This window comes from Salinarimonas ramus (assembly GCF_014645695.1).
Classification (GTDB): domain Bacteria; phylum Pseudomonadota; class Alphaproteobacteria; order Rhizobiales; family Beijerinckiaceae; genus Salinarimonas; species Salinarimonas ramus.
Genome location: NZ_BMMF01000002.1, coordinates 104,325 through 125,589, shown reverse-complemented (window position 1 = coordinate 125,589; position 21,265 = coordinate 104,325). Strand labels below are relative to the sequence as shown.

Sequence of the window (21,265 nt, the reverse complement as noted above, 5' to 3'; positions counted from 1 at the left end):
TCGGCGAAGCCGAAGAGCGACGGCGGCAGCGGATGCCGGAACTTCCGCTGCGCGGAACACGCCTTGCGGCGTGCCCCATCCGTCACCGGCTTACGCCGGCGCCACCTTCCCCTACAGGGAAGGAGGAGGGCGGCGTCCGTCTCGTGCGTCGCGAACGTGACGCCTCACTCCTTCGTCACGTCGTGCAGCAGCAGGAAGAACGACGGCTGCAGGGCGAAGTCGTCCACGGCGGCGGAGGTCACCGCGTTCTGCTTCCAGTTGGCGACGAAGGCCCAGGGCGCGTCCTCGTGGACGATCTCCTGCATCTCCTTGTAGAGGCGCGCGCGCTCCTCCTGGTCGGTGGCGGTGCGCGCCTCCTGGAGCAGGCGGTCGACCTCGGGGTTCGAGTAGTAGCCCGAGTTGAAGCCGCCGTTGTCGGGCATCGCCTCGGAGCGAAGCGCGAGATAGGGCAGGGTGTCGGGATCGTTCGTCATCCAGGCCATCTGCGCCATGTTGGCCTTGCCCTCGAGGCCCGGGTTCACCTGCGCGAGGAAGGTGTTCCACTCGTAGGTCTCGATCTCGACGTCGAGCCCCACCTCCTCGAGATCCGCCTGGATGGCCGTGCCCATGGGCACCGGGTCGAGCATGCCGGAGCCGCCCTCGGTGACGAACATCGTCACGGTCGAGCCGGTGGCGCCGGCCTCCTCGATGAGCTGGCGCGCGCGCTCGGGGTCGTGCGGATACGGCTCGAGCTCCTCGTTGTAAGCCCATGCGAAAGCGGGCGGAATCGGACCGGACGCCACCTCGGCGGTGCCCTGCAGCACGTTCTCGACCAGCGTCTCCTTGTCGATGGCGTAGTTCACCGCCTGGCGCACGCGCACGTCGTCGAAGGGCGGCTCCTTGGCGTTGAGGATGAGGAACCACAGATGCGGCCCGGCCTGCTCGTAGAGCTCGAAATCCTCGCTCTCGGCAAAGCGCGAGACCGAATCCGGCGGCACCTCCACCATCACGTCGATGCCGCCCGACAGCATCTCCGCGACGCGGGTGTTGGCATCCGTGATCGGGCGGAAGATCGCGGCTTCGAGCGGCGGCGCGCCGTCCCAGTACTCCTCGTTGCGAACCACGACGACGGCGGTGTTCGCGTCCCAGCTCTCGAAGCGGAAGGGGCCGGTGCCCACCGGGTTGCGCCCGAAATCGGCGCCGTGCTCGGCCACCGCGGTCGGCGAGACGATCAGTCCCGTGGGATAGGCGAGGTTCGACAGGAAGGGCGCGTAGGGCTCGTTGAGCGTGAAGCGCACCGTGCGCGCGTCCACCGCCTCGACCTCCTCGATCGCGGAGAAGAAGAACGAGAGCGGGAAGGGCCCCGTGTCGTGGTAGGGGTGCTCCTCGTCGAGCATGCGATCGAAATTGAACACGATCGCCTCGGCGTCCACCGGTGTGCCGTCGTGGAAGGTGACGCCCTCGCGCAGCGTGAAGGTGTAGACCGTGCCGTCCTCGGACACCTCCCAGCTTTCGGCGAGCGCCGGCTCGATCTCGAAGGAGCCGTCGGCGTAGCGCACGAGGCCGTCGTAGAGATTGACGACGATGCGGAAGTCGTTGGCTGCGGTGACCGCCGCGGGGTCGAGGGACTTCGGCTCCGCGATCTGCCCGATGGCGAGGACGCCGGGCGGCGTCTGGGCGAGGGCCGGCGGTGCGGCGGGCGCCAGGATGAGCGTCGCGGCGATGGCCGCGCTCGCGAGAAGGCCTGTGCGGCGAAGATGCATGGTCGTCGTCCTTTTCGAATGCGGCCTCGCTCCGGCCGGATCACGTCCCCCGTGGATGCGCTGCGTTCCCCGATTGCCGGGCGCGCGCATTGATGGCTGAATTTATCCTGATAAATTCGGCCCGATCAAGCATGCGTCATGATCGATTTGCGGGCATCGGAGCAGAAGCACGGCTCGCGGATCGACGAGGGAGGCGATCGCATGACCTACTCGATCCTCGCGCGCGATCCGGCGACCGGCGATCTCGGCGGCGCCGTCGCCACGGGAACGCCCGTCGTCGGCGGCTTCGTGCTCCATGCCGAGCCCGACCTCGGCATGGTCGCGACGCAAGGTCTGAGCACCTCGACGCTCTGGGGCGGGGCCGCCCTGCGGGCGCTCGCGCGCGGTGAGACGCCGGAGGATGTCGTGGCGCGCCTCGCGCACGAGGATGCGGGCTCGGCCGCGCGGCAGCTCGCCGTGCTCGATCGGGAGGGCAGGGTCGCCCATTTCACCGGCGCCGACAACCTCGCGGCCCGCTGCGCGCTGGCCGAGCCGGGGCTCGTCGTCGTGGCGAACTGGGTCGCGACGGTGGATCTGGCGGAGCGGGTGGCGGACGCTTACCGGCGGGCGACGGGCGATCTCGCCGAGCGCCTCCTCGCGGCGCTTGCGGAAGGGGCGGTCGCGGGCGGCGACGCGCGGGGAGACCGTTCGGCGGCGCTGCGCATCGTCTCGCGAACCCGCCCGCCCGTCGACCTGCGCGCCGACGACGACGCGGACCCGATCGCGCGCCTGCGCACGATCCGCGCCGCGACGCTGGAGCCGGACTTTCAGCGCTTCCTGTCGGGGATTCCGACCCTGGCCGAGCCGGAGAAGCGGGCGGAGCGGCCGCGCGATGCTTAAGCCGAAGCCGGCTCGCGCGCGAGCGTCGCCCACCAGGCGTCGAGCGCGGACGCCGTCGCGGGCAGCGGCGTGTCGAGGCCGCCGGCGAAGGCGTCCCACGCCGCGCGGAAGCGCGCGGGCACGCCGATGACGAGCGGGACGCCCTGCGCCACGCATTGCCCGATCTCGTCGGCGAGCCCCTCGCCGTCGGCTTCGAGCTTGCCGAACTTGTTGACGACGACGCAATCGGGCGCAGCCGCGAGGCCGGCGGCGAGGCGCGCGCCCGCTTCGGCGAGCCCGCGCGGATCGACGCGACAGCCGGTGGCGCCGGACCCCAGGTCCTGGCAGATCGAGACGACGTCGCCCGAGCCGAGATCGCGCAGCGCCATCTCGCCGCGCAGGCACGCGTCCGCCTCGAGATCGGCTTCCACGAGCCCCGCGACGCGAAGCCCGCGCGCCCGCAGCCGCGCCGCGAAGCCCTCCATCAGCGCGGAGACCGGCTCCTTGCGGCCGTAGACGAGGGCGGCGATGCGGGGCGTCGGCTCGCTCATGCGCCGGCCTTGGTCGATGCGGTGCTCGCGGACGCGGCTTTTCGGATGCGGAAGACGAGAAGCTGTGCCCCGTTCTCCCCCGCGCGGGCCTCGCGGTCGAGGAGCTCGTCCCCGGTCTGGTTCAGGAGATGCGGGATGTCGATCGCCGCCATCGGGTCCGTGCAGGTGACGACGAGGAGCGCGCCGGCCTCGGCGCGCGAGAGCGCCTTGCGCGTCTTGAGCGCAGGAAGCGGGCATTTCAGGCCGCGCAGGTCGAGTTCTGTCTCGGTCATGCAAAGATGGGTAAGCCGCCGCCCGCGACTGCGCAAGCACGCTGGTGACGCGGGCGGGGCCTGAGCGAGACCCGAGGCCGAACCTCAGCCCACCGCCTTCATCAGCTCGGCCTTCGACATCTTCGAGCGGCCGGCGATGTCCTGCTTCTTCGCCTTCTCGTAGAGCTCGGCCTTGCTCGGCTCGCCACCGGAGCGGCCGCGGGCGGAGGAGCGCGACGAGGACTTCGAGGAGGCATGCCCCGTGTCGCGGTGGCGCGCGGTCTTCTTCGCCACGTCCTTGGGCTGATCGGAGTACTGCTTGCCACGGCGCGTGTCCGCGCGCTTCTTGCGGGTGGTGCGCTGGTACTCCTCCTTGGAGAGGTTCTTGCGCGCCTTCTTCGGCAGGTAGCGCTCGCCCGTGTCCTCGCTCTTCTTGCCGGACTTCGTGCCCCAATCCTCGTCGGTCCACTGCTTGAGGTGGTTGTCCGAGGACTTCTCGCCCTCGTAGCCGCCGCCGCGGGACTTGTATTCCTGCGTCGCCATCTGCGCCTTGCGCGCCGACCACTGGCCGGGGCGCCCGCCCTTGTCGGACTTGGTGACGTCCTTCTTCACCTTCTCCCAGAGCTTCGGGTCGGTCTTCTTCGCGGTCCCGGACATGCGGGGCCTCCTTTCGCGGTTCCATCCTCGGCGAACGGAACGGAGGCTGGCCGGCGGGGTTCCGCCAAGGTTGACAGGCGCGACGTCCGGGCGCATGAGGGCGCCATGATCACGATCCGCGCCCGCGCCCGACGTCCGCTCACCGCCTCGCTGCGGCGATAGGCGCGCGCTCACGCCGTGCCCGACGCCCGCGAGGCCGCGCCCGATGCGCGGCCTTTTTCGTGTCTCCACCCACCATCGACCAGCGTCTTCTGCGACCATCGCCAACGGGGTTCCAGCCATGCCCGCACCCACGCTCTTCATCGACGGCGAAGCCGGAACGACCGGGCTCGAGATCCGCGAGAAGCTCGCGGACGTGCCCGGGATCGAGGTCCGCTCCATCGATCCGGCGCTGCGCAAGGACCCCGCGGCGCGCCGCGACATGATGGCCTCCGTCGATCTCGTCGTGCTCTGCCTGCCCGACGCGGCCGCGAAGGAATCCGTCGCGCTCGCCTCCGAGCTGGGGGCCGACGCGCCCAAGATCCTCGACGCCTCGACGGCCTATCGCGTCGATCCCGCCTGGACCTACGGCTTCGCCGAGATGGCGCCGGGGCAGGCGCAGGCGATCGCGGGCGCGGCACGGGTGTCCAACCCCGGTTGCTACCCCACGGGCGCCATCGCGCTGCTTCGCCCGCTCGTCGAGGCGGGGCTCGTGCCGCGGGACTTCCCCGTGACCATCAACGCCGTCTCCGGGTATTCCGGCGGCGGGCGCCAGATGATCGAGGCCTACGAGGCCGGCACCGCGCCCGCTTTCGAGCTCTACGGGCTGACGCTGGAGCACAAGCACGTGCCGGAGGTGCAGGGCTATAGCGGCCTTTCGCGCCGGCCGATCTTCGTGCCGTCGGTGGGCAATTTCCGGCAGGGCATGCTGGTCTCGGTGCCGCTCCACCTCGATGCGCTGCCCGGCGCCCCCAAGGCCGCCGAGCTCGAGGCGGCGCTCTCGGCCTATTATCCGCAAGGCGGGCTCGTGAGCGTGCTGCCGACGGCGGGCGAGACCCGGATCGAGCCGCAGGCGCTCAACGGCACGGACGCGCTGGAGCTGCGCGTCTTCGCCAACGAGGCCATGCGCCACGCCCTCCTCGTCGCGCGCCTCGACAATCTCGGCAAGGGCGCGTCCGGCGCCGCCGTGCAGAACATCCGCCTGATGCTCGGCCTCGCCTGAGGCCGTCTCAGCCGACGATCTGCGCGGTCACGGCGACGCAGTCCCCGGGCTTGACGAGGCCGGGGAAATGACGCGCGGCGAGGATGCCGTCCATCGCCGCGCGCACCGTGAACGGCGCGGCACCGGTGCGGGAGATGGGCGATATCTCCGCCAGGACGTCGCCCTCCCGTACCGGCTCGCCGAGATCGACCCGGAACGCCACGAGCCCCGCCTCCTCGGAGAAGGCGAAGCAGTCGCCAGACGGCATGTCGAGCCAGCGCGTCTCGCGGCGCTCGACCGCACCGCGCATCACGCCGGCATGGACGAGGAGATCGTTGACGCCGCGGCGCGCGATCTCCACCGTGCGCGCCGAGGCCGTGCCGCCGCCGGCGAGCTCGGTCGTCACGAAGACCTTGCCCATCTCCTCGACGGTGGTGTCGAACATGCCGACCGCGTCGATCTCCAGCATGGTCATGGAATAGGGCGCCCCGAACGCCTCCACCGCCGCCTTGCACGCGGCTTCCTGGCGGCCGTCGGGCAGGCGGTGGGCCGCGGCGAAGGGGACGAAGTCGAGCGTCTTGCCCCCCGAGTGGAAGTCGAGCACCACGTCGGCGAGCGGCACCAGCGCGCGCGTGACGTAGTCCGCGATCTTCTGCGTCGGCGTCCCGTCGGGCCGGCCGGGGAAGGAGCGGTTGAGGTTGCCCTTGTCGATCGGCGAGGTGCGCGTGCCCGCCTCGAAGGCGGGGTAGTTCATCGCCGGCAGGATGATCACGCGCCCGGTCACGTCCTGAGGCCGCAGCGTGCGGGCGAGCTCGTATAGCGCGATCGGCCCCTCGTATTCGTCGCCGTGATTGGCGCCGGTGAGGAGGGCGGTGGGGCCCTCGCCGTTGGCGATGACGCAGATCGGGATCATCACCGAGCCCCAGGCGGAATCGTCCCGGCTGTAGGGCAGGCGCAGGTGCCCGTGCCGCACGCCGTCGGCCTGAAGGTCGATGGAGGGCACGATCGGCGAGGGGGGCAGGTCGGGAGCGGGGATCGCCATGGCGCGCCTCAGGCCTTCACGAACAGCTCGCGGGGGACGTCGGCGAGGCAGTCGACGCCGCTGTCCGTGATCACGATGCTCTCGGTGATCTCGAGGCCCATGTCCTCGAGCCAGAGACCCGTCATGAAATGGAAGGTCATGCCGGGCTCGAGCACCGTCTTGTCGCCGGGGCGCAGGCTCATCGTGCGCTCGCCCCAATCCGGCGGATAGGACAGGCCGATCGGGTAGCCGGTGCGGTTGTCCTTGACGATGCCGTGCTTCTTGAGCACCGCGTAGAAGGCGTTGGCGATGTCCTCGCAGGTGTTGCCGGGCTTCGCCGCCGCGAGGCCCGCCTCCATGCCCTCGAGCGTCGCCTCCTCCGCCTCGCGGAAGGCGCGGCTCGGCTCGCCCAGGAACACCGTGCGCGAGAGCGGGCAATGGTAGCGGTTCACGCAGCCCGCGATCTCGAAGAACGTGCCCTCGCCGCGCCGCATCGGCTTGTCGTCCCAGGTGAGGTGCGGAGCGGACGCGTCCGCGCCCGACGGCAGCAGCGGCACGATGGCCGGATAGTCGCCGCCGGTCTCGGGCGTGCCGCGGATGCCGGCGTCCCAGATTTCCGCGACGAGGTCGCACTTGCGCATGCCCGGCTCGACCACGTCGAGGATGCGCTGGTGCATGCGCTCGACGATCCGCGCCGCCTGGCGCATGTAGGTCAGCTCCTGCTCGCTCTTGACCGCCCGCTGCCAGTTCACGAGCGCGGTGGCGTCGGTGAACTTCACGTCGTGCAGGCCGAGCATCAGGCGCACGTAGGCCTGGGCCGAAAAGTAGTAATTGTCCATCTCGACGCCGATCGTGCCCTGGCCCCAGCCGCGCTCCGCGAGCACGGTGCACAGGTAGTCCATCGGATGGCGCTCGGTGGACTGCACGTAATGGTCCGCGTAGCCGACGATGTTCTCGTGGGCGAGATAGGCGGTGCGCCGCGCCCCGTTCGCGTCCTGCCCGCGGCCGAACCAGACGGGCTCGCCCTCCGGGCCGACGACGACGCATTGGTGCACGTAGAAGGACCAGCCGTCGTAGCCCGTCAGCCAGGCCATGTTGGACGGGTCGGTGACGATGAGCGCATCGAGCCCGCGCGCGGCCATCGCCTTGCGGGTCTTGGCGAGGCGCGCGGCGTATTCGGCGCGGGAGAACTTCAGGGCGACGTCGGTCATGATCTCGTCTCGGCGTTTCGTGTCTCGAGGGCTCGTCAGAGGTCGGTGGCGAGGCCCGCGCCCGCCGCATCGGCTCGGGCGCGGGCGAGGGCGGCGATGGCGGTGTCCTGCGCGCCGGTGCCGGTGAGGTCGCAGACCGTGACCGCATCCGGGCCGGGGCGTCCGGGCGCGGTGCCGGCGAGGACGGAGCCGAGCTCGTCGACGGCTGCGTCCGCCGCGATCGCGCCTGCTGCGACGCCCGCGCGCAGCTCGCCGAGGCGGCGGCTCTGGGCGAGGCTGTCGACGACGAGCCGGTCGGCGCGGGCGAGGATCGCGGGGTCGAGCTCGCACTTCGTATCGGCGTCCGAGCCCATCGCGGTGACGTGCTGGCCCGGCGCGAGCCAGCCGGCGAAGAGGATCGGGGCGCTCGACGGCGTCGTCGTGACGACGATGTCCGCGCCGCTCACCGCCGCACGCGGCTCGCCCACGGCGCGGGTCCGCACGCCGGTCGCGGCCTCGATGTCGGCGGCGCAGGCGGCGGCCTTGACGCTGTCGCGCGCCCAGACGCGGATCTCGTCGAGGTCGCGCACGAGGGCGAGGGCCTGCATCTGGAGGCGCGCCTGGGTGCCCGCGCCGAAGACGGTGGCGATCCGCGCGTCCGGGCGCGCCAGCGCATCGGCGGCGACGGCGCCGGCGGCGGCGGTGCGCACGTCCGTGAGCCAGCCGTTGTCGAGGAACACCGCCTCGACGAGGCCGGTCGTCGCGGAGAGGACGACCATCAGCCCGTTGACGGAGGGCAGTCCCCGCGCCGGATTGTCGAAGAAGCCCGGCGAGATCTTCACGGCGAAGCCGTCGAGCCCCGGCACGAAGGCGGTCTTCACGTCGACCTCGCCGTGCACCTCCGGCATCGCCATGGACAGGATCGGGGGCATGATCACGCGGCCCGAGGCCAGCGCGAGGAAGGCGCCCCTCACGGCGTCGAGGGCGGCGCGGTCGAGGGGGACGAGATCGCGCAGCTCGCGCTCGCCGACGAGGACGACCTTGGGCATCAGGCGAGCCTCTCGAGGATCTCGGGATCGGAGACGATGCGGGCGTGCTGCGCTGGATCGACGTTGGCACCCGTGAGCAGCGCCACCGTCGGGCCGATCGGGCGGACCTTGCCGGCGAGGATCGCTCCTGGCCCGACGGCGCCGCCGCCTTCCACCATCACGCCCTCGGCGACGTGGCAGAAGGCCATGCCGAGCGTGATCTCGTCCTCGGTGAGGAGCACGACCTCGTCCATGAGGTCGCGCAGCATGGGGAAGGTGTGGCGGTTCGCGAGCCCGATGCCGCCGCCCAGCGAATCCGCGAGGCTCGGCGCCTCCTCGACGAGGACGGGGCGGCCGGCGGCGAGGCTCGCATGCATGGCGGCGCCACGCTCCATGGTGATGCCGACGATGCGGGCGTGCGGGCGCTTCGCCTTGACCGCGGCGGCGACGCCCGCCGCGAGGCCGCCGCCGGAGAGCGGGATCAGCACCTGCGCGAGGTCGGGCACGTCCTCCACGATCTCGAGCCCGAGCGTGCCCTGGCCGGCGATGACGTCCGGATGGTCGAAGGGCGGGATCTCGACGAGGCCCCCCTCGGCCACGCGCCGGTCGACCTCCTCTTGCGCCTCGTCCTGCGAGGCGCCGTGGATGGCGATCTCGGCGCCCAGCGCCGCGATGGCGTCGCGCTTGTTTCCCGGCACGAGGCGCGACATGGCGACGACGCAGCGCACGCCCGCCTCGCGGGCGGCATGCGCGAGCGCCCGGCCGTGATTGCCGGTGGAGACGGTCACCACGCCCCGGGCGCGCTCGTCCTCGGAGAGGTTCGCGAGCGCGTTCGTCGCCCCGCGCAGCTTGAAGGCGCCGGTGATCTGCTCGTGCTCGTGCTTGAGCACCACCGGCACGCCGAGCCGCTCCGCGAGACGCGGCGAGAGGCGCGCCGGCGTGCGGCGCACGCGCCCGGCGATGGCCGCGCGGGCGCGCTCGATCTCGGCGAGGCCGGGATGCGCCCTCATGCGAAGGCCGCGGGGTCGGGGAGGGGAAGGTCCGCGAGCCGCGCCTCGCTGCGCGGGCGCTCGCCGACGAGCCTGGCGCAGGCCCAGGCGGTGGCGAGGTTCGAGGTGACGACCGGCCGGCCCAGCGCACGCTCGATCTCGTCGGCGACGGCCGCCGAGCGCAAGGCGGTGCACGAGACGAAGAGCGCGTCCGAGCCCGGCGCCAGCGCCGCGGCGGCGGCTTCCCGCAGCGTCGCGGCGTCGAGCCGCGCCATGCGCCGATCGTCGTCGAGGCCCAGGCAGGAAAGCGCCTCGACCGTGAAGCCGTGGGCCTCGAAATAGGGCGCGACCGATGCGGAGGTCTCCTGCGTGTAGGGCGTGAGGATCGAGATCCGCCGCGCGCCGTGCGCCCGCAACGCCTCCACCGCCGCGCGCGTCGGCGTGACGACGGGCACGCCCGGCTTGCCCTCGCGGATCGCGGCCGCGATGGCCTCGTCGCCGATGACGATGGAGGCGGAGGTGCAGGAATAGCAGATCGCGTCGAGCCGCTCGTCGGGCAGGAGGAGTGCCGCCGCGCGCGCGAGGTCGGGCTGCATGGCCCGCAGGTTCGCGGGCGTCGTCGGGTTGGCGTAGGCGATGCGCGCCACGTAGAGCCCGACATCGGGCCCGCCCACCATGCGCGCGAAGTCCGGCTCCGTCGTATGGTCCGTCGCTAGGATGACGAGGCCGATGCGCTTCTCGACGGGCTCGGCGTCGAAGCCGAGCGGCAGGTCGAGCAAGCGGGGCGGGGGAGGCGTCTCGCTCACGAGCCGACCCGCCCGTAGCGCCGCTCGAGCCAGCGCAGGCCGAAGACCGAGATCAGGCTGATCACGAGGAAGAACACGCCCACCATCGTCATCGGCTCGATGTAGCGGTAGTTGAAGTTGGCGATGGAGCGCGCCTGATTCATCAGCTCGAGGATCGTGATGGCGGAGAGGAGCGGCGTCTCCTTGAACATGGCGATGAAGTAGTTGGCGAGCGCCGGGATCATCGGTGGCACGGCCTGGGGCAGGATGATGCGCGTCCAGGTCTGGGAGGCCGTGAGGTTCACCGCCTTCGCCGCCTCCCATTGGCCGCGCGCGACGTTGTCGATGCCCGCGCGATAGACCTCCGCCGTGTAGGTGGCGTAATGCACGCCGAGCCCGATCACGCCCGCGACCAGCGGCGAGAGCGTGATGCCGATGTCGGGCAGCACGTAGAAGAGCACGTAGAGCTGCACGAGGAGCGGCGTGCCGCGGAAGAACTCCGCGAGGAAGGCCACCGGCTTGCAGACGAGGAGACTCGTCGAGCGGCGCAGGAGGGCGATGGCGAGGCCCGCCACCGCGGCGACCACCGAGCCGAGCAGCGTCGCGAGGATCGTGATCTTCACGCCCTCCCAGAGGGTCGGGATGATGGAGATCGCGAAGGACCAGTCCCAGAGCATGGCGCGTTCCTCCTTCAGGCCCGCACGCCGTCGAGACCGCGGGTGAGGCGGCGCTCGAGCGCCCTGATCGCGCCGGATATCGCGAGCGCGAACAGGAAGTAGATCACCATGATGGTGGCGAAGGGCACGAGCGTGCTCCCGGTCTGGGCGCGCATCACCTGGGCCTGGAAGGTCATGTCCGAGATCGAGATCAGCGAGACGATGGCCGTGGCCTTCAAGAGCTCGATGGCGTTGTTGCCGAAGGTCGGCAGCATCGGGACGATCGCCTGCGGCAGCACCACGTGGCGCATGGCTTGGAACCGGGTGAGGTTCAGGGCGACGCAGGCCTCGCGCTGCTCCTTGCCGATGGACTGGACCGCGCCGCGCACCACCTCGGCCCCGTAGGCGCCGACGTTGAGACCGAGCGCGAGGACGCCCGCCTGGAGCGGGGTCAGCTCGACGCCGAGAAGCGGGAGCACGAAATACGCCCAGAACAGCTGCACGAAGACCGACGTGCCGCGGAAGAACTCGATATAGGCCGTCGCCAGCGCCCGGACGGCGCCGAACCGCGACAGCCTCCCCAGCCCCGCGACGAAGGCCATGACGAGCGCCAGCGCGCAGCCCATCACCGTCAGCTGAGCCGTCACGACGGCGCCTTGCAGGATGAGCGCTATGTAGCCGGAATAGTCCATGGCGGGCGTCTCGACGAGGTGACGGGTGCGCGAGCGGGTGTGCGGCGCGCCACGAAAAGGCGCGCCGCGACGGAGGCGGGATCAGCCGCCGGCGCAGAGCTGCTCGCGGCTCGTGCTCATGGCGGCTGCGGCGGAGAAGCCGTAGGGCTCGATGATCGCGGCGAACTCGCCCGATTCCTTCATCTCGGCGAGGATGCGGTCGTACTCGTCGCGCAGAGCCGTGTCCTGGCGGCGGAAGGCGGCGCCGTCGCAATAGACCGGCGCGTCGGCCACCGGCGCGACCATGGCGAGGTTTTCGTCCTCGGCGCGCTTGAGCAGGTCCGAGATCGAGAGCACCGGCAGCGAGTAGACGTCGATGCGCCCGTCCTGGAGCATGTTGATGCCGCTCTGCCCGTCGGGCACGACGATGACGCGGTCGCGCGGCACGCCGGCCTCGAGCGCGAGGCGCTCCTCGGTGCCGCCGCCCGGCGCGCCGATCGTGGCGCTCGGATGCGCCGCGATGTCGGCGAAGGTCTGGAGGTTCAGCGGATTGCCCGCCTTCACGGCGAAGGCCTCGGCGTCGCACAGGATCGGCTCGGAATAGGCGACCGCCGCGCAACGCTCGGGACGCATGAACAGGCCCGCCGTGACGGCGTCGAACCGCCCGGCCTGCAAGCCCGGGATCATGGCGCCGTATTCCGAGATCGAGGCGACGACGTCGTCGACGCCCATGCGCTTGAAGATCTCGCGAGCCACGTCGGGCGCGGCGCCGGTGACGGTGCCGTCCGGGTTCACCTGGGTGAAGGGCGGCTCGTTGGCGATGGCGATGCGGGCGAAGCCCTGGTCGCGCAGCTCCTGGATGCGCGGGTCGTCCTGCGCGAGCGCGGGGCCCGCGAAGGCCGCGGCCGCGCCCAGCAGCGCGATCGCCGCGGCGCGGCGGGTGAGGGTGGCGATGGTCATCTCGATGTTCCCTTTCTTCTTGGTGGTGGCTTGCTTCTTGGTGGTGGTGGCTCGGTCGTGACGCGGCGGCGCGCGCCTCAGATGCGATGCCCGGCGGCGATGATCTTGCGCAGGAAGCCCTGCGTGCGCTCCTCGCGCGGGTTCGTGAAGATCTCGGAGGGCGGGCCCTGCTCGACGATCCGCCCGCGGTCGAAGAACATCACCCGGTCCGCGAAATCGTGCGCGAAGCCCATCTCGTGGGTGACGAGGAGCATGGTCATGTCGGTCTCGCGGGCGAGGCGATGCATGACGGCGAGCACCTCCTCGACGAGCTCCGGATCGAGCGCCGAGGTGACCTCGTCGAAGAGCATGATGCGCGGCTCGAGCGCGAGCGCCCGGGCGATGGCGACGCGCTGCTTCTGCCCGCCCGAGAGCTGGGCGGGCATCGCCTTCGCCTTGTCGGCGAGGCCCACCATGTCGAGGAGCTCCATCGCCCTGCGCTTCGCCGCCTCCTTGGCGACGCCCTTGGTCAGGACCGGCGCGAGGGTGACGTTGTCGAGCACGCACATGTGCGGGAACAGGTTGAAGAGCTGGAAGACCATGCCGATCTTCGCGCGCATCCGGTGAAGGTGCGCCTCGTCGGCCGGCACGAGCCGCCCGCCCTTCTCCATGTGGTAGAGTTCCTCGCCCTCGATGCGGATGTGCCCGGAATCGATGCTCTCGAGCGTCATCAGGATGCGCAGGATCGTCGTCTTGCCAGAGCCCGAAGGCCCGATGAGCGCGAGCTTCTCGGCGGGCGCGACGGAGAACGAGAGCTCGTCGAGCACCTTGAAGTCGCCGAAGCTCTTCGAGACGCGATCGACCTCGATGATCGGGGGAACGGCGGCGTGTGCGGTCACCGGGGGCGCCTCGCTGAGATGCGATGGGACGCTTCAACGGTGGCGGTCGGGCAAAGTCATGTCAATCAGCAAAATAAAATCATGACAATATAGTCGGAACTGCGCAGAAACCGGGCCCGCCGCTCAGATCGCGAGCAGAGCGGGCTCCGGCGCCGCGTGGATCAGGTGGGCCACCTGGGCGAGACCCGTGCGCAATTGCGCCGCGTCGGTGGAGCCGAGCGAGATGCGCACGCTGGGCGGGATCGGCGCCTCGCCGATGCGGAAGCTCTGCCCCGGCGCGATGGCGACGCCCTGCGCCCGCGCATGCGCGACGAAGGCGGCTTCGGAATGGGTCTCCGGCAGCGGCACCCAGACGTGCAGGCTCTCGGGATGGGAGCGGTAGGCGATGCCCGAGAGCGCCTCGGACACCACGCGATGCCTCGCATGGATCGTGCGCCGCTGCCAGCGCACGAGATCGAGGGCCGTGCCGTCGGTGACCCAGTCGGACGCGATCTCCGCCATCAGTGGGGTCGCCATCCACATGGTGACGAGATGCCGGTTCGCCGCCGCGGCCACGTAGCGGTCGGGCACCGCGAGGTAGCCGATGCGCAGGCCCGGCATGACGATCTTGGTGAAGCTCGTGACGTAGAGCGTGCGCTCGGGCGCGAGGCGCGCGAGCGGCGGCGGGCGGCGCTCGACGAAGGGGCCGAGCACGTCGTTCTCGACGAGCGCGATGTCGCGCCGGCGGGCCACGGCGACGATCTCGGCGCGCCGCGCCTCGCTCATGAGGATGGCGCAGGGGTTGATGACGTTGGGCTGGACGAAGGCGGCGCGCAGGTCGTGCTCGGCGCAGGCGCGCTCGAGCGCATCGGGCACCATCCCGTCCTCGTCGACGGGGATGCCCACGAGATTGAGCCCCAGATACGTCGCGAGCGGCGTGAGCGTGTGGTGCCCGATCGCCTCCGTCGCGATCGTCGATCCGGGAGGCGCCGTGCTCATCAGCGCGATCGTCTGGGCCGCGGTGGCACCGTTCGTCACGGTGACGTTGAGCGGCGAGATCTCGAGCCCGCAGCCGCGCAGCCATTCGGCGCCGGCGGCGCGGTGGCGCGGGAAGACGACGTTGGGCCGGAACGAGAGCAGCGCGCTCGCCGGAACGTCCTGCGCGAGGCGCCCGAGCGCCTGCTTCATGCGCTCGAGGTGGATCGGCTCGCAGACGGGCTTGAGGATGGAGAGATCGATGAGCTCGTTCAGCCGCTCCGGCAGGTAGGGCGGCTCCGGCTCGCGGCGCAGGCTGCGCACGAAGGTGCCGCGTCCGGTCTCGCCGGCGATGAGCCCGCGCCGGGCGAGGTCCTCGTAGGCCCGGCTCACGGTCTGAACGGCGATGCCGAGCTCGTCGGCGAGCTTGCGCTGGACGGGGAGCTGCGTCCCGTCCGGCAGGGAGCCATCCGCGATGGCGCGGGCGATCTGCTCGGCGAGCGAGGCATAGACGGGACGCTTGAGCGTTGACGGATCGGGGCGCCAGATTGTCATGAGTTCACTTGTCGTTTAAGTCGGGACAATCGGCAAGGAAAAACGAGAGACGATGAAGCCGCTCAAGCTCGACGCCATCGATCTGCGCATCCTCGCCGCCGTCCAGCGCGACGGGCGGATCACCAAGCTCGCGCTCGCCGAGGAGGTGGGGCTCTCGCCCACCCCCTGCTGGAACCGGCTGAACCGGCTCGAGAAGGCGGGGATCGTCGCGGGCTACCACGCCCGGCTCTCGGCGAAGGCGCTGGGGATCTCCATGGCGAGCGTGCTGATGGAGGTGACGCTCGGCTCGCATCGGCAGGCGGATTTCGAGCGCTTCGAGCGCGCCGTGCGGGCGCTGCCGGAGATCGTCGCCTGCTGGTCCGTCGGCGGCGGGGTGGACTACGTGCTCAAGGTCGTCACCCGCGACATCGACGCCTATCAGCGCCTCGTCGACGCGCTGCTCGAGCGCCAGATCGGCATCGACCGCTACTTCACCTACATCGTCACGCGCACGGTGAAGGAGGAGCCCGGGCCGGACCTCGCGGCGCTCGCAGCCATCGAAGACGCCGGCTGAGCGCGAGGCCGCGCGGGAAGAAGAGAGTCTCTCTCCGAAGGACGTCCCGAACGGTCCGTCCCTCTCGCGCGGGCGGGCGAAACGGCCTCCCTCTCCCCGTCTCCTCGCCCATGCTGTCCGCAGCATCGACCCCACGCGAAGGAGGCCCTCATGACCGCGCACGTCTCGCGACCGGACCGTCACCCGGCTCTCGCCGGCCTCGCCGACAAGCGCCTCCTGCGCGAGCTCTCCTACGTGAACGGCCGCTGGGTCGCCGGCGCGCGCGGCGCGGGCTTTCCCGTGACCGATCCCGCGAGCGGGGCCGGGCTCGGCTGGGTGACGTCCCTCGACGCGGAGGAGACCTCCCTCGCCGTGATGGCGGCCGAGGCCGCGCAGCCGGCCTGGGCGGCGCTGACGCCGCAGGAGCGTGGCGCGCGGCTGATGGACTGGCATGCGCTGATCCGCGGCGCGCGCGAGGATCTCGCGCTCCTGATGACGCTCGAGCAGGGCAAGCCGCTCGACGAGGCGCGCGGCGAGATCGACTACGCCGCCTCCTTCGTCGCCTGGTACGCGGCGGAAGCCGAGCGGATGGGCGCGGAGACGCTCACGAGCCACCTGCCGGGCGCGCAGATGCTCGTCACCCGCGAGCCCGTGGGCGTGGTGGCGCTCGTGACGCCGTGGAACTTCCCCTGCGCCATGCTCACCCGCAAGGCCGCCGCGGCGCTCGCCGCCGGCTGCACCGTGGTGGCGCATCCCTCCCACCATGCGCCGTTCTCCGCGCTGGCTCTGGCCGAGCTCGCCGAGCGCGCCGGCCTGCCGGCGGGCGTCCTCAACCTCGTGACGGGAGACGCCGAGATCGTCGTCGGGCGCCTGTGCGACGATCCTCGCGTCGCCGCGCTCAGCTTCACGGGCTCCACCGAGATCGGGCGCGCCCTCGCCGCGCGCTGCGCCCCCACGATGAAGCGGCTCGTGATGGAGCTCGGGGGGCATGCGCCGCTCATCGTCTTCGAGGATGCGGACGTCGAGCGCGCGGTGGCGATCGCCATGGACGCCAAGTTCGCCACGTCCGGCCAGGATTGCCTGGCGGCCAATCGCATCTTCGTGCACGAGCGGCTCTACGAGCCCTTCCTCGCCCGCTTCGCCGAGCGGATCGCGGCGCTGCGCGTCGGGCCGGGGCTGGAGCCCGGCGTCGAGATCGGCCCGATGATGCACGCCCGCGCGGTCGCGAAGATCGAGGCGCAGGTGGCGGATGCCCGCGCGCGGGGCGCGCGCGTCCTCGTCGGCGGCGCGCCGCATCCGGCCGGCGGCAATTTCGTCGCGCCCACCCTCCTCGCCGACGTTCCGGACGACGCCCTCGTCATGCGCGAGGAGACCTTCGGCCCGCTGGCCGCCGTCACGTCCTTCACCGAGGAGGCGGAGGTCGTCGCCCGCGCCAATGCCGGCGAATACGGCCTCGTCGCCTATGTCGTCACCCGCGACGTCGGACGCGCGCTGCGCACGACGAAGGCGCTGCGCTTCGGAATGGTGGCGCTCAACCGCGTGAAGATCACCGGCGCGCCCATCCCCTTCGGCGGCGTGAAGCAATCCGGCCTCGGCCGAGAGGGTGCGCGCGCGGGCCTCGAGGCCTTCACCGACCTGAAATACGCCTGCCTCGATCTCGGGTGAGGCGACCGATCACGAGCCTTCAGGAGACCGCATCATGAATGCCCACGACAACGAGCTGACCGCCTGGGATCGGGATCATTTCTTCCATCCCTCGACGCATATGGGACAGCACGCCCGCGGCGAGAGCCCGAACCGGATCGTCACGGGGGGCGAGGGCTGCACGATCGTCGATCGTGACGGGCGCCGCTCGCTCGATGCGTTCGCGGGGCTCTATTGCGTCAACGTCGGCTACGGCCGTACCGAGATCGCCGAGGCGATCTCGCGCCAGGCGCACGAACTCGCCTACTACCACGCCTATGTCGGCCACGGGTCCGAGGTGGCGATCCGGCTCGCGAAGATGATCGTCGAGCGCGCGCCGGCACACATGAGCCGGGTCTATTTCGGGCTCTCCGGCTCGGACGCGAACGAGACCAACATCAAGCTCGTCTGGTACTACAACAACGTCCGCGGGCGGCCGCAGAAGAAGAAGATCATCTCGCGCTGGCGCGGCTATCACGGCTCGGGCGTGATGACCGGCTCGCTCACCGGGCTCGATCTCTTCCACAAGGCGTTCGACCTGCCGCTGGCGCCGATCCTGCACACGCAGGCGCCGTACTATTTCCGCCGGCCGGATCTCGACATGAGCGAGGAGGACTTCTCCTCCTTCTGCGCCGCCGAGCTCGAGGCGCTGATCGAGCGCGAGGGTGCGGACACGATCGCCGCCTTCATCGGCGAGCCGCTGCTCGGCACCGGCGGCATCGTGCCCCCGCCCGCCGGCTATTGGGAGAAGATCCAGGCCGTTCTCGCCCGCCACGACATCCTGCTCATCGCCGACGAGGTGGTGACGGGCTTCGGGCGGCTGGGCACCATGTTCGGCTCGGAGCATTACGGGCTGAAGCCGGACCTCATCACGATCGCCAAGGGCCTGACCTCGGCCTATGCGCCGCTCTCGGGCTCCATCGTGTCGAAGGACATTTGGGACGTGCTCGTCCAGGGCTCGGACGCCATGGGCCCCATCGGCCACGGCTGGACCTATTCCGCCCATCCGCTGTGCGCGGCGGCGGGGGTGGCGAACCTCGCGCTCATCGACGAGCTCGGCCTCGTCGACAACGCCCGCGAGGTCGGCGCCTACCTGCGCGGCGCGCTGACGGACGCTCTCGCCGGGCACAGGAACGTGGGCGAGGTCCGCGGCGACGGGCTCCTCGCCGCCGTGGAATTCGTGGCCGACAAGGACAAGCGCGTCTTCTTCGACGCCGAGCACAGAATCGGCCCGAAGGTCGCCGCCGCGCTCGCTGCGCGCGGGGTCATCGGCCGCGCCATGCCGCAGGGCGACATCCTCGGCTTCGCGCCGCCGCTGTGCCTCACCAAGGAGGAGGCCGACACGATCGTCGCGGCCGCCACGGGCGCCGTGAGGGAGGTGCTGGGCTGAGCCGCGGCGATCGCGGTCACCCGATCTCGGCGAGCGCCGCGCGCGCCGCCGGGATCACGCCCCCCGCGAGAATGCGCCGGTAGTCGGTCGTGACGGCGCGCGCGAAGCCGTAATGGCTGGCGAGCGTACGGGGGAAGATCGCCTCGACGCTCAGAAGCGCCTTTACCCGCGCATCGGGGTCGTCACCGGAAGAGGCGTAGGCCGCGCGCAGCATATCGGCGAGCGGGTCCGAGAGCGGCAGCTCGGCACCCGCCTGGTCGCGGCCGGAGAGGAAGCGCATCCAGGCGGCGACGACGAAGGCGCAGCTTCGCCACGGCAGCCCCGCCTCGATCGCCTCCATCGCCGGCGCGACGATGCGCGGCGGCAGCTTCTGGCTGCCGTCCATGGCGATCTGGACGGTGCGATGCGCCATGGCCGGGTTCGCGAAGCGCTCCCGGAGATCGCGCTGGTAGGCATCGAGATCGATGCCCGGTACTGGATCGAGGGTGCGCGCCACGTCGCGCTGATGCGCGGCGACGAGGGCGGCGAGGGTCTCCTCCGCCATGACGTCGCGCACGTAGGCGAGCCCCGCCACCGCGCCCGCATAGGCGATCAGCGAATGCGCGCCGTTGAGGAGGCGAAGCTTCATCGCCTCGTAGGGGCGAACGTCGGCTGCGAGCACGACGCCGGCCTCCTCCCAGGCGGGGCGGCCGGCGCAGAAGCGATCCTCGACGACCCATTGCGAGAACGGCTCGGTCTCGGTGGCCGCCTCGTCGTCGAAGCCGGTGAGGCGCCGCGCGGTCTCGTGCGTCTCGGGCGTCGTCGCCGGCGTGATGCGATCGACCATGGTCGAGGGGAAGGGCACCTCGGCCGCGATCCAGGCCGCGAGGTCGGGGTCGATCCGCTCCGCGAAGTCCCGCACGAGGCGCGCGAGGACGTGGCCGTTCTCCGGGAGGTTGTCGCAGCACAGCGGCGTGAAGGGCGCGACGCCTGCCGCACGCCTCAGCGCCAGCGCGTGGACGATCCAGCCGACGACGGTGCGCGGTGCTTGCGGCGACGCGAGGTCGGCGGCGATGTCGGCGCGCGCGGCGTCGAGGCCGCCCTTCGCCGGATCGATCCCGTAGCCCTTCTCGGTCACGGTGATGCTCACGATCCGTGTCGCCGGCGCCGTGAGCAAGGCACGCGTGCGCTCGCGATCGTTCGGGGCCGTGACCACCTCCGCGAGGATGCCGACGACCCGCGCGCTCGGCCCTTCGGGACGGCGCTCGATCAGCGTGTAGAGCCCGTCCTGCGGCGCGAGCGCCTCCTCGGCGTCCGCCCGGCGCAGGCTCACGCCCGCGATGCGCCAATCGCCGCCCTGCGCCGCGAGCGCGTCCTCGGTGTAGATCGCCTGGTGCGCCTTGTGGAAGGCGCCCACCCCGAGATGGACGATGCCGACGCCGTGCGCCGAACGATCGTAAGCCGGCTTCGCGATATCGGCCGGCAGGGCGGCGAGCGCCGCGTCGTTCAGCCTCGTCATGGCGTTCCTCCCTGGCTCGCGGACCGGTGGCTCAGCGCCGTCGCCACGCCGCGCAGCTCGGCGAGGCCCCGCAGGCGGCCGATGGCGGGATAGCCCGGCTGGCTCGGGCGCTTGAAGTCGTCGAGCATGACATGCCCGTGGTCCGGGCGCATGGGGATGACTGGGTGCGGATCGCGGACGTCGCGCCGGCGCGCCTCCTCCCCGAGGAGCGCGGCGATGACGGCGACCATGTCGACGTCGCCTTCGAGGTGGTTCACCTCGGCGAAGGAACCGTCCGGCTCGCGGGAGACGTTGCGCAGATGCGCGAAGACGATCCGCGGCGCGAGCGTCCGCGCCATGGCAGGCACGTCGTTGTCGGCGCGCGCGCCGAGCGAGCCCGTGCAGAACGTCACGCCGTTCGCCGGGCTGTCGACGGCGGCGAGCATCGCCTGGTAGTCGGCGAGCGTCGAGACGATGCGCGGCAAGCCGAGCAGCGGGAAGGGCGGGTCGTCCGGGTGGCAGCACAGCCGCACGCCGGCCTCCTCCGCGGCCGGCACGACCGCTTCCAGGAAGGCGAAGAAGTTCGCCCGCAGGCGCTCGGGCCCGATGGCGTCGTAGCGCGCGAGATGGGCGCGCACGCCCTCGACGTCCCAATGCTCGGCGGCGCCGGGCAGGCCCGCGAGCACGTTGTCGGCGAGCGCGCGCTTCGCGGCCTCGCTCATGCCGGCGATCCGGCGCGCGGCGGCCTCGCGGACGGCCTCCGAATAGTCCTCGGCGGCGTTCGCGCGGGCGAGGAGATGCAGGTCGAAGGCGGCGAAGTCGATCGCGTCGAACACCATGGCGGTGGCGCCGGTGGGCGTCGCGCGCGCGAGGTCCGTGCGCGTCCAGTCGAGCACCGGCATGAAATTGTAGCAGACGACGCCGATGCCGGCCCGGCCGAGCGCCGCCAGCGTCTCCCGGTAGGCGTCGAGATGCCCGCGCCACTCGCCCGTCTGGGTCTTGATGTCCTCCGACACCGGCACGCTCTCGACGACCGCCCAATGCAGCCCCGTCGGCCGGCCGTCGGGATGCGTCTCGATCATGCGCTTGCGCGCGGCGATCTCCGCGTCCGACCAGGCGATGCCGGTGGGCACGTGGTGGAGCGCGCTGACGATCCCCGTCGCGCCCGCCTGGGCGATGTCGGTAAGGCTCACGACGTCGTTGGGGCCGAACCAGCGCCAGCTTTCGAGCATGGGTGAAGTCCGCTCTGCAATTGGT

The 21,265-nt window shown here is 71.3% G+C and carries 21 protein-coding genes; 5 read left to right on the top strand and 16 right to left on the bottom strand.

From position 1 onward, the window contains the following. Nucleotides 1-164: 164 nt before the first annotated feature. Entirely contained in the window at nt 165-1,742 is a 1,578-nt protein-coding gene (locus IEX89_RS02940; protein WP_188909398.1) for an ABC transporter substrate-binding protein, read from the bottom strand. A gap of 201 nt (nt 1,743-1,943) precedes the next feature. Between IEX89_RS02940 and IEX89_RS02935 the strand changes: the two genes are divergently transcribed. Continuing rightward, nucleotides 1,944-2,621 carry a DUF1028 domain-containing protein gene (locus IEX89_RS02935; protein ID WP_188909396.1) on the top strand — a complete coding sequence of 226 codons (678 nt, stop codon included), beginning with the start codon at nt 1,944-1,946 and terminating at the stop codon, nt 2,619-2,621. On the opposite strand, the gene IEX89_RS02930 is transcribed toward IEX89_RS02935, so the two are convergent. The 3 genes from IEX89_RS02930 to IEX89_RS02920 all read right to left on the bottom strand — a co-directional run bounded on the left by IEX89_RS02930 (nt 2,618) and on the right by IEX89_RS02920 (nt 4,059). Beyond that, complete coding sequence (locus IEX89_RS02930) at nt 2,618-3,151, bottom strand: DUF2478 domain-containing protein (RefSeq protein ID WP_188909394.1); 534 nt, start codon at nt 3,149-3,151, stop codon at nt 2,618-2,620. The genes IEX89_RS02935 and IEX89_RS02930 overlap by 4 nt on opposite strands. Then, complete coding sequence (locus IEX89_RS02925; RefSeq protein ID WP_188909392.1) at nt 3,148-3,423, bottom strand: sulfurtransferase TusA family protein; 276 nt, start codon at nt 3,421-3,423, stop codon at nt 3,148-3,150. The genes IEX89_RS02930 and IEX89_RS02925 overlap by 4 nt, the downstream gene beginning before the upstream one ends. 84 nt (nt 3,424-3,507) lie before the next feature. Beyond that, nucleotides 3,508-4,059, bottom strand: a complete 552-nt coding sequence (locus tag IEX89_RS02920; RefSeq protein WP_188909390.1) for a hypothetical protein — start codon at nt 4,057-4,059, stop codon at nt 3,508-3,510. A 280-nt stretch (nt 4,060-4,339) separates the two neighbouring features. Between IEX89_RS02920 and argC the strand changes: the two genes are divergently transcribed. Then, nucleotides 4,340-5,260 (top strand): N-acetyl-gamma-glutamyl-phosphate reductase, encoded by a 921-nt coding sequence (gene argC / locus IEX89_RS02915; RefSeq protein ID WP_188909388.1) that lies wholly within the window; start codon nt 4,340-4,342, stop codon nt 5,258-5,260. Nucleotides 5,261-5,267: 7 nt separating this feature from the next. Here argC and doeB read toward each other — a convergent pair whose 3' ends face one another. From doeB to ehuR, 10 genes are all read right to left on the bottom strand, one after another. Then, nucleotides 5,268-6,281, bottom strand: coding sequence for a N(2)-acetyl-L-2,4-diaminobutanoate deacetylase DoeB (doeB, locus tag IEX89_RS02910; protein ID WP_188909386.1), 1,014 nt, complete (start codon nt 6,279-6,281; stop codon nt 5,268-5,270). A gap of 8 nt (nt 6,282-6,289) precedes the next feature. Beyond that, nucleotides 6,290-7,471 (bottom strand): ectoine hydrolase DoeA, encoded by a 1,182-nt coding sequence (gene doeA / locus IEX89_RS02905; protein ID WP_188909384.1) that lies wholly within the window; start codon nt 7,469-7,471, stop codon nt 6,290-6,292. Nucleotides 7,472-7,506: 35 nt separating this feature from the next. Next, nucleotides 7,507-8,499, bottom strand: coding sequence for a cyclodeaminase (locus IEX89_RS02900; protein WP_188909382.1), 993 nt, complete (start codon nt 8,497-8,499; stop codon nt 7,507-7,509). Beyond that, entirely contained in the window at nt 8,499-9,488 is a 990-nt protein-coding gene (eutB, locus tag IEX89_RS02895) for a hydroxyectoine utilization dehydratase EutB (protein ID WP_188909380.1), read from the bottom strand. The genes IEX89_RS02900 and eutB overlap by 1 nt, the downstream gene beginning before the upstream one ends. Beyond that, on the bottom strand, nt 9,485-10,273 hold the full coding sequence (eutA, locus tag IEX89_RS02890; RefSeq protein WP_244645073.1) for an ectoine utilization protein EutA: 789 nt from the start codon (nt 10,271-10,273) through the stop codon (nt 9,485-9,487). Before eutA ends, eutB begins: the two co-directional genes overlap by 4 nt. Continuing rightward, nucleotides 10,270-10,929, bottom strand: a complete 660-nt coding sequence (ehuD, locus tag IEX89_RS02885; protein ID WP_188909378.1) for an ectoine/hydroxyectoine ABC transporter permease subunit EhuD — start codon at nt 10,927-10,929, stop codon at nt 10,270-10,272. The genes eutA and ehuD overlap by 4 nt, the downstream gene beginning before the upstream one ends. 14 nt (nt 10,930-10,943) lie before the next feature. Continuing rightward, nucleotides 10,944-11,600: an ectoine/hydroxyectoine ABC transporter permease subunit EhuC gene (ehuC, locus tag IEX89_RS02880; RefSeq protein WP_188909376.1), complete on the bottom strand. Its 657-nt coding sequence runs from the start codon at nt 11,598-11,600 to the stop codon at nt 10,944-10,946. A gap of 81 nt (nt 11,601-11,681) precedes the next feature. Next, on the bottom strand, nt 11,682-12,539 hold the full coding sequence (gene ehuB, locus IEX89_RS02875) for an ectoine/hydroxyectoine ABC transporter substrate-binding protein EhuB (RefSeq protein ID WP_188909373.1): 858 nt from the start codon (nt 12,537-12,539) through the stop codon (nt 11,682-11,684). Nucleotides 12,540-12,616: 77 nt separating this feature from the next. Next, complete coding sequence (gene ehuA / locus IEX89_RS02870; protein WP_280513903.1) at nt 12,617-13,417, bottom strand: ectoine/hydroxyectoine ABC transporter ATP-binding protein EhuA; 801 nt, start codon at nt 13,415-13,417, stop codon at nt 12,617-12,619. A 123-nt stretch (nt 13,418-13,540) separates the two neighbouring features. Then, entirely contained in the window at nt 13,541-14,926 is a 1,386-nt protein-coding gene (gene ehuR, locus IEX89_RS02865) for a MocR-like ectoine utilization transcription factor EhuR (RefSeq protein ID WP_188909371.1), read from the bottom strand. Between the two features lie 52 nt (nt 14,927-14,978). Between ehuR and IEX89_RS02860 the strand changes: the two genes are divergently transcribed. The 3 genes from IEX89_RS02860 (at nt 14,979) to IEX89_RS02850 (ending at nt 18,531) form a co-directional block, all read left to right on the top strand. Further along, the gene (locus tag IEX89_RS02860; protein ID WP_188909369.1) at nt 14,979-15,479 is read left to right on the top strand and encodes an Lrp/AsnC family transcriptional regulator; all 501 of its coding nucleotides are present in this window, start codon (nt 14,979-14,981) and stop codon (nt 15,477-15,479) included. A 150-nt stretch (nt 15,480-15,629) separates the two neighbouring features. Then, on the top strand, nt 15,630-17,123 hold the full coding sequence (locus IEX89_RS02855) for an NAD-dependent succinate-semialdehyde dehydrogenase (protein WP_188909367.1): 1,494 nt from the start codon (nt 15,630-15,632) through the stop codon (nt 17,121-17,123). A 34-nt stretch (nt 17,124-17,157) separates the two neighbouring features. Beyond that, a complete protein-coding gene (locus IEX89_RS02850) occupies nt 17,158-18,531 on the top strand; it encodes an aspartate aminotransferase family protein (RefSeq protein WP_188909365.1) in 1,374 nt (457 codons plus the stop codon). 16 nt (nt 18,532-18,547) lie between these two features. Here IEX89_RS02850 and IEX89_RS02845 read toward each other — a convergent pair whose 3' ends face one another. Continuing rightward, nucleotides 18,548-20,029 carry a mannitol dehydrogenase family protein gene (locus IEX89_RS02845; RefSeq protein WP_188909363.1) on the bottom strand — a complete coding sequence of 494 codons (1,482 nt, stop codon included), beginning with the start codon at nt 20,027-20,029 and terminating at the stop codon, nt 18,548-18,550. Beyond that, a complete protein-coding gene (gene uxuA / locus IEX89_RS02840) occupies nt 20,026-21,240 on the bottom strand; it encodes a mannonate dehydratase (protein WP_188909361.1) in 1,215 nt (404 codons plus the stop codon). The genes IEX89_RS02845 and uxuA overlap by 4 nt, the downstream gene beginning before the upstream one ends. Nucleotides 21,241-21,265 lie beyond the last annotated feature (25 nt).

Excerpts from the sequence above, each read along its gene's own strand:
- IEX89_RS02940 (WP_188909398.1), bottom strand. The coding sequence starts at position 1,742 with ATGCATCTTCGCCGCACAGGCCTTCTCGCGAGCGCGGCCATCGCCGCG.
- IEX89_RS02935 (WP_188909396.1), top strand. The coding sequence starts at position 1,944 with ATGACCTACTCGATCCTCGCGCGCGATCCGGCGACCGGCGATCTCGGC.
- IEX89_RS02930 (WP_188909394.1), bottom strand. The coding sequence starts at position 3,151 with ATGAGCGAGCCGACGCCCCGCATCGCCGCCCTCGTCTACGGCCGCAAG.
- IEX89_RS02925 (WP_188909392.1), bottom strand. The coding sequence starts at position 3,423 with ATGACCGAGACAGAACTCGACCTGCGCGGCCTGAAATGCCCGCTTCCT.
- IEX89_RS02920 (WP_188909390.1), bottom strand. The coding sequence starts at position 4,059 with ATGTCCGGGACCGCGAAGAAGACCGACCCGAAGCTCTGGGAGAAGGTG.
- argC (WP_188909388.1), top strand. The coding sequence starts at position 4,340 with ATGCCCGCACCCACGCTCTTCATCGACGGCGAAGCCGGAACGACCGGG.
- doeB (WP_188909386.1), bottom strand. The coding sequence starts at position 6,281 with ATGGCGATCCCCGCTCCCGACCTGCCCCCCTCGCCGATCGTGCCCTCC.
- doeA (WP_188909384.1), bottom strand. The coding sequence starts at position 7,471 with ATGACCGACGTCGCCCTGAAGTTCTCCCGCGCCGAATACGCCGCGCGC.
- IEX89_RS02900 (WP_188909382.1), bottom strand. The coding sequence starts at position 8,499 with ATGCCCAAGGTCGTCCTCGTCGGCGAGCGCGAGCTGCGCGATCTCGTC.
- eutB (WP_188909380.1), bottom strand. The coding sequence starts at position 9,488 with ATGAGGGCGCATCCCGGCCTCGCCGAGATCGAGCGCGCCCGCGCGGCC.
- ehuD (WP_188909378.1), bottom strand. The coding sequence starts at position 10,929 with ATGCTCTGGGACTGGTCCTTCGCGATCTCCATCATCCCGACCCTCTGG.
- ehuC (WP_188909376.1), bottom strand. The coding sequence starts at position 11,600 with ATGGACTATTCCGGCTACATAGCGCTCATCCTGCAAGGCGCCGTCGTG.
- ehuB (WP_188909373.1), bottom strand. The coding sequence starts at position 12,539 with ATGACCATCGCCACCCTCACCCGCCGCGCCGCGGCGATCGCGCTGCTG.
- ehuR (WP_188909371.1), bottom strand. The coding sequence starts at position 14,926 with ATGACAATCTGGCGCCCCGATCCGTCAACGCTCAAGCGTCCCGTCTAT.
- IEX89_RS02860 (WP_188909369.1), top strand. The coding sequence starts at position 14,979 with ATGAAGCCGCTCAAGCTCGACGCCATCGATCTGCGCATCCTCGCCGCC.
- IEX89_RS02855 (WP_188909367.1), top strand. The coding sequence starts at position 15,630 with ATGACCGCGCACGTCTCGCGACCGGACCGTCACCCGGCTCTCGCCGGC.
- IEX89_RS02850 (WP_188909365.1), top strand. The coding sequence starts at position 17,158 with ATGAATGCCCACGACAACGAGCTGACCGCCTGGGATCGGGATCATTTC.
- IEX89_RS02845 (WP_188909363.1), bottom strand. The coding sequence starts at position 20,029 with ATGACGAGGCTGAACGACGCGGCGCTCGCCGCCCTGCCGGCCGATATC.
- uxuA (WP_188909361.1), bottom strand. The coding sequence starts at position 21,240 with ATGCTCGAAAGCTGGCGCTGGTTCGGCCCCAACGACGTCGTGAGCCTT.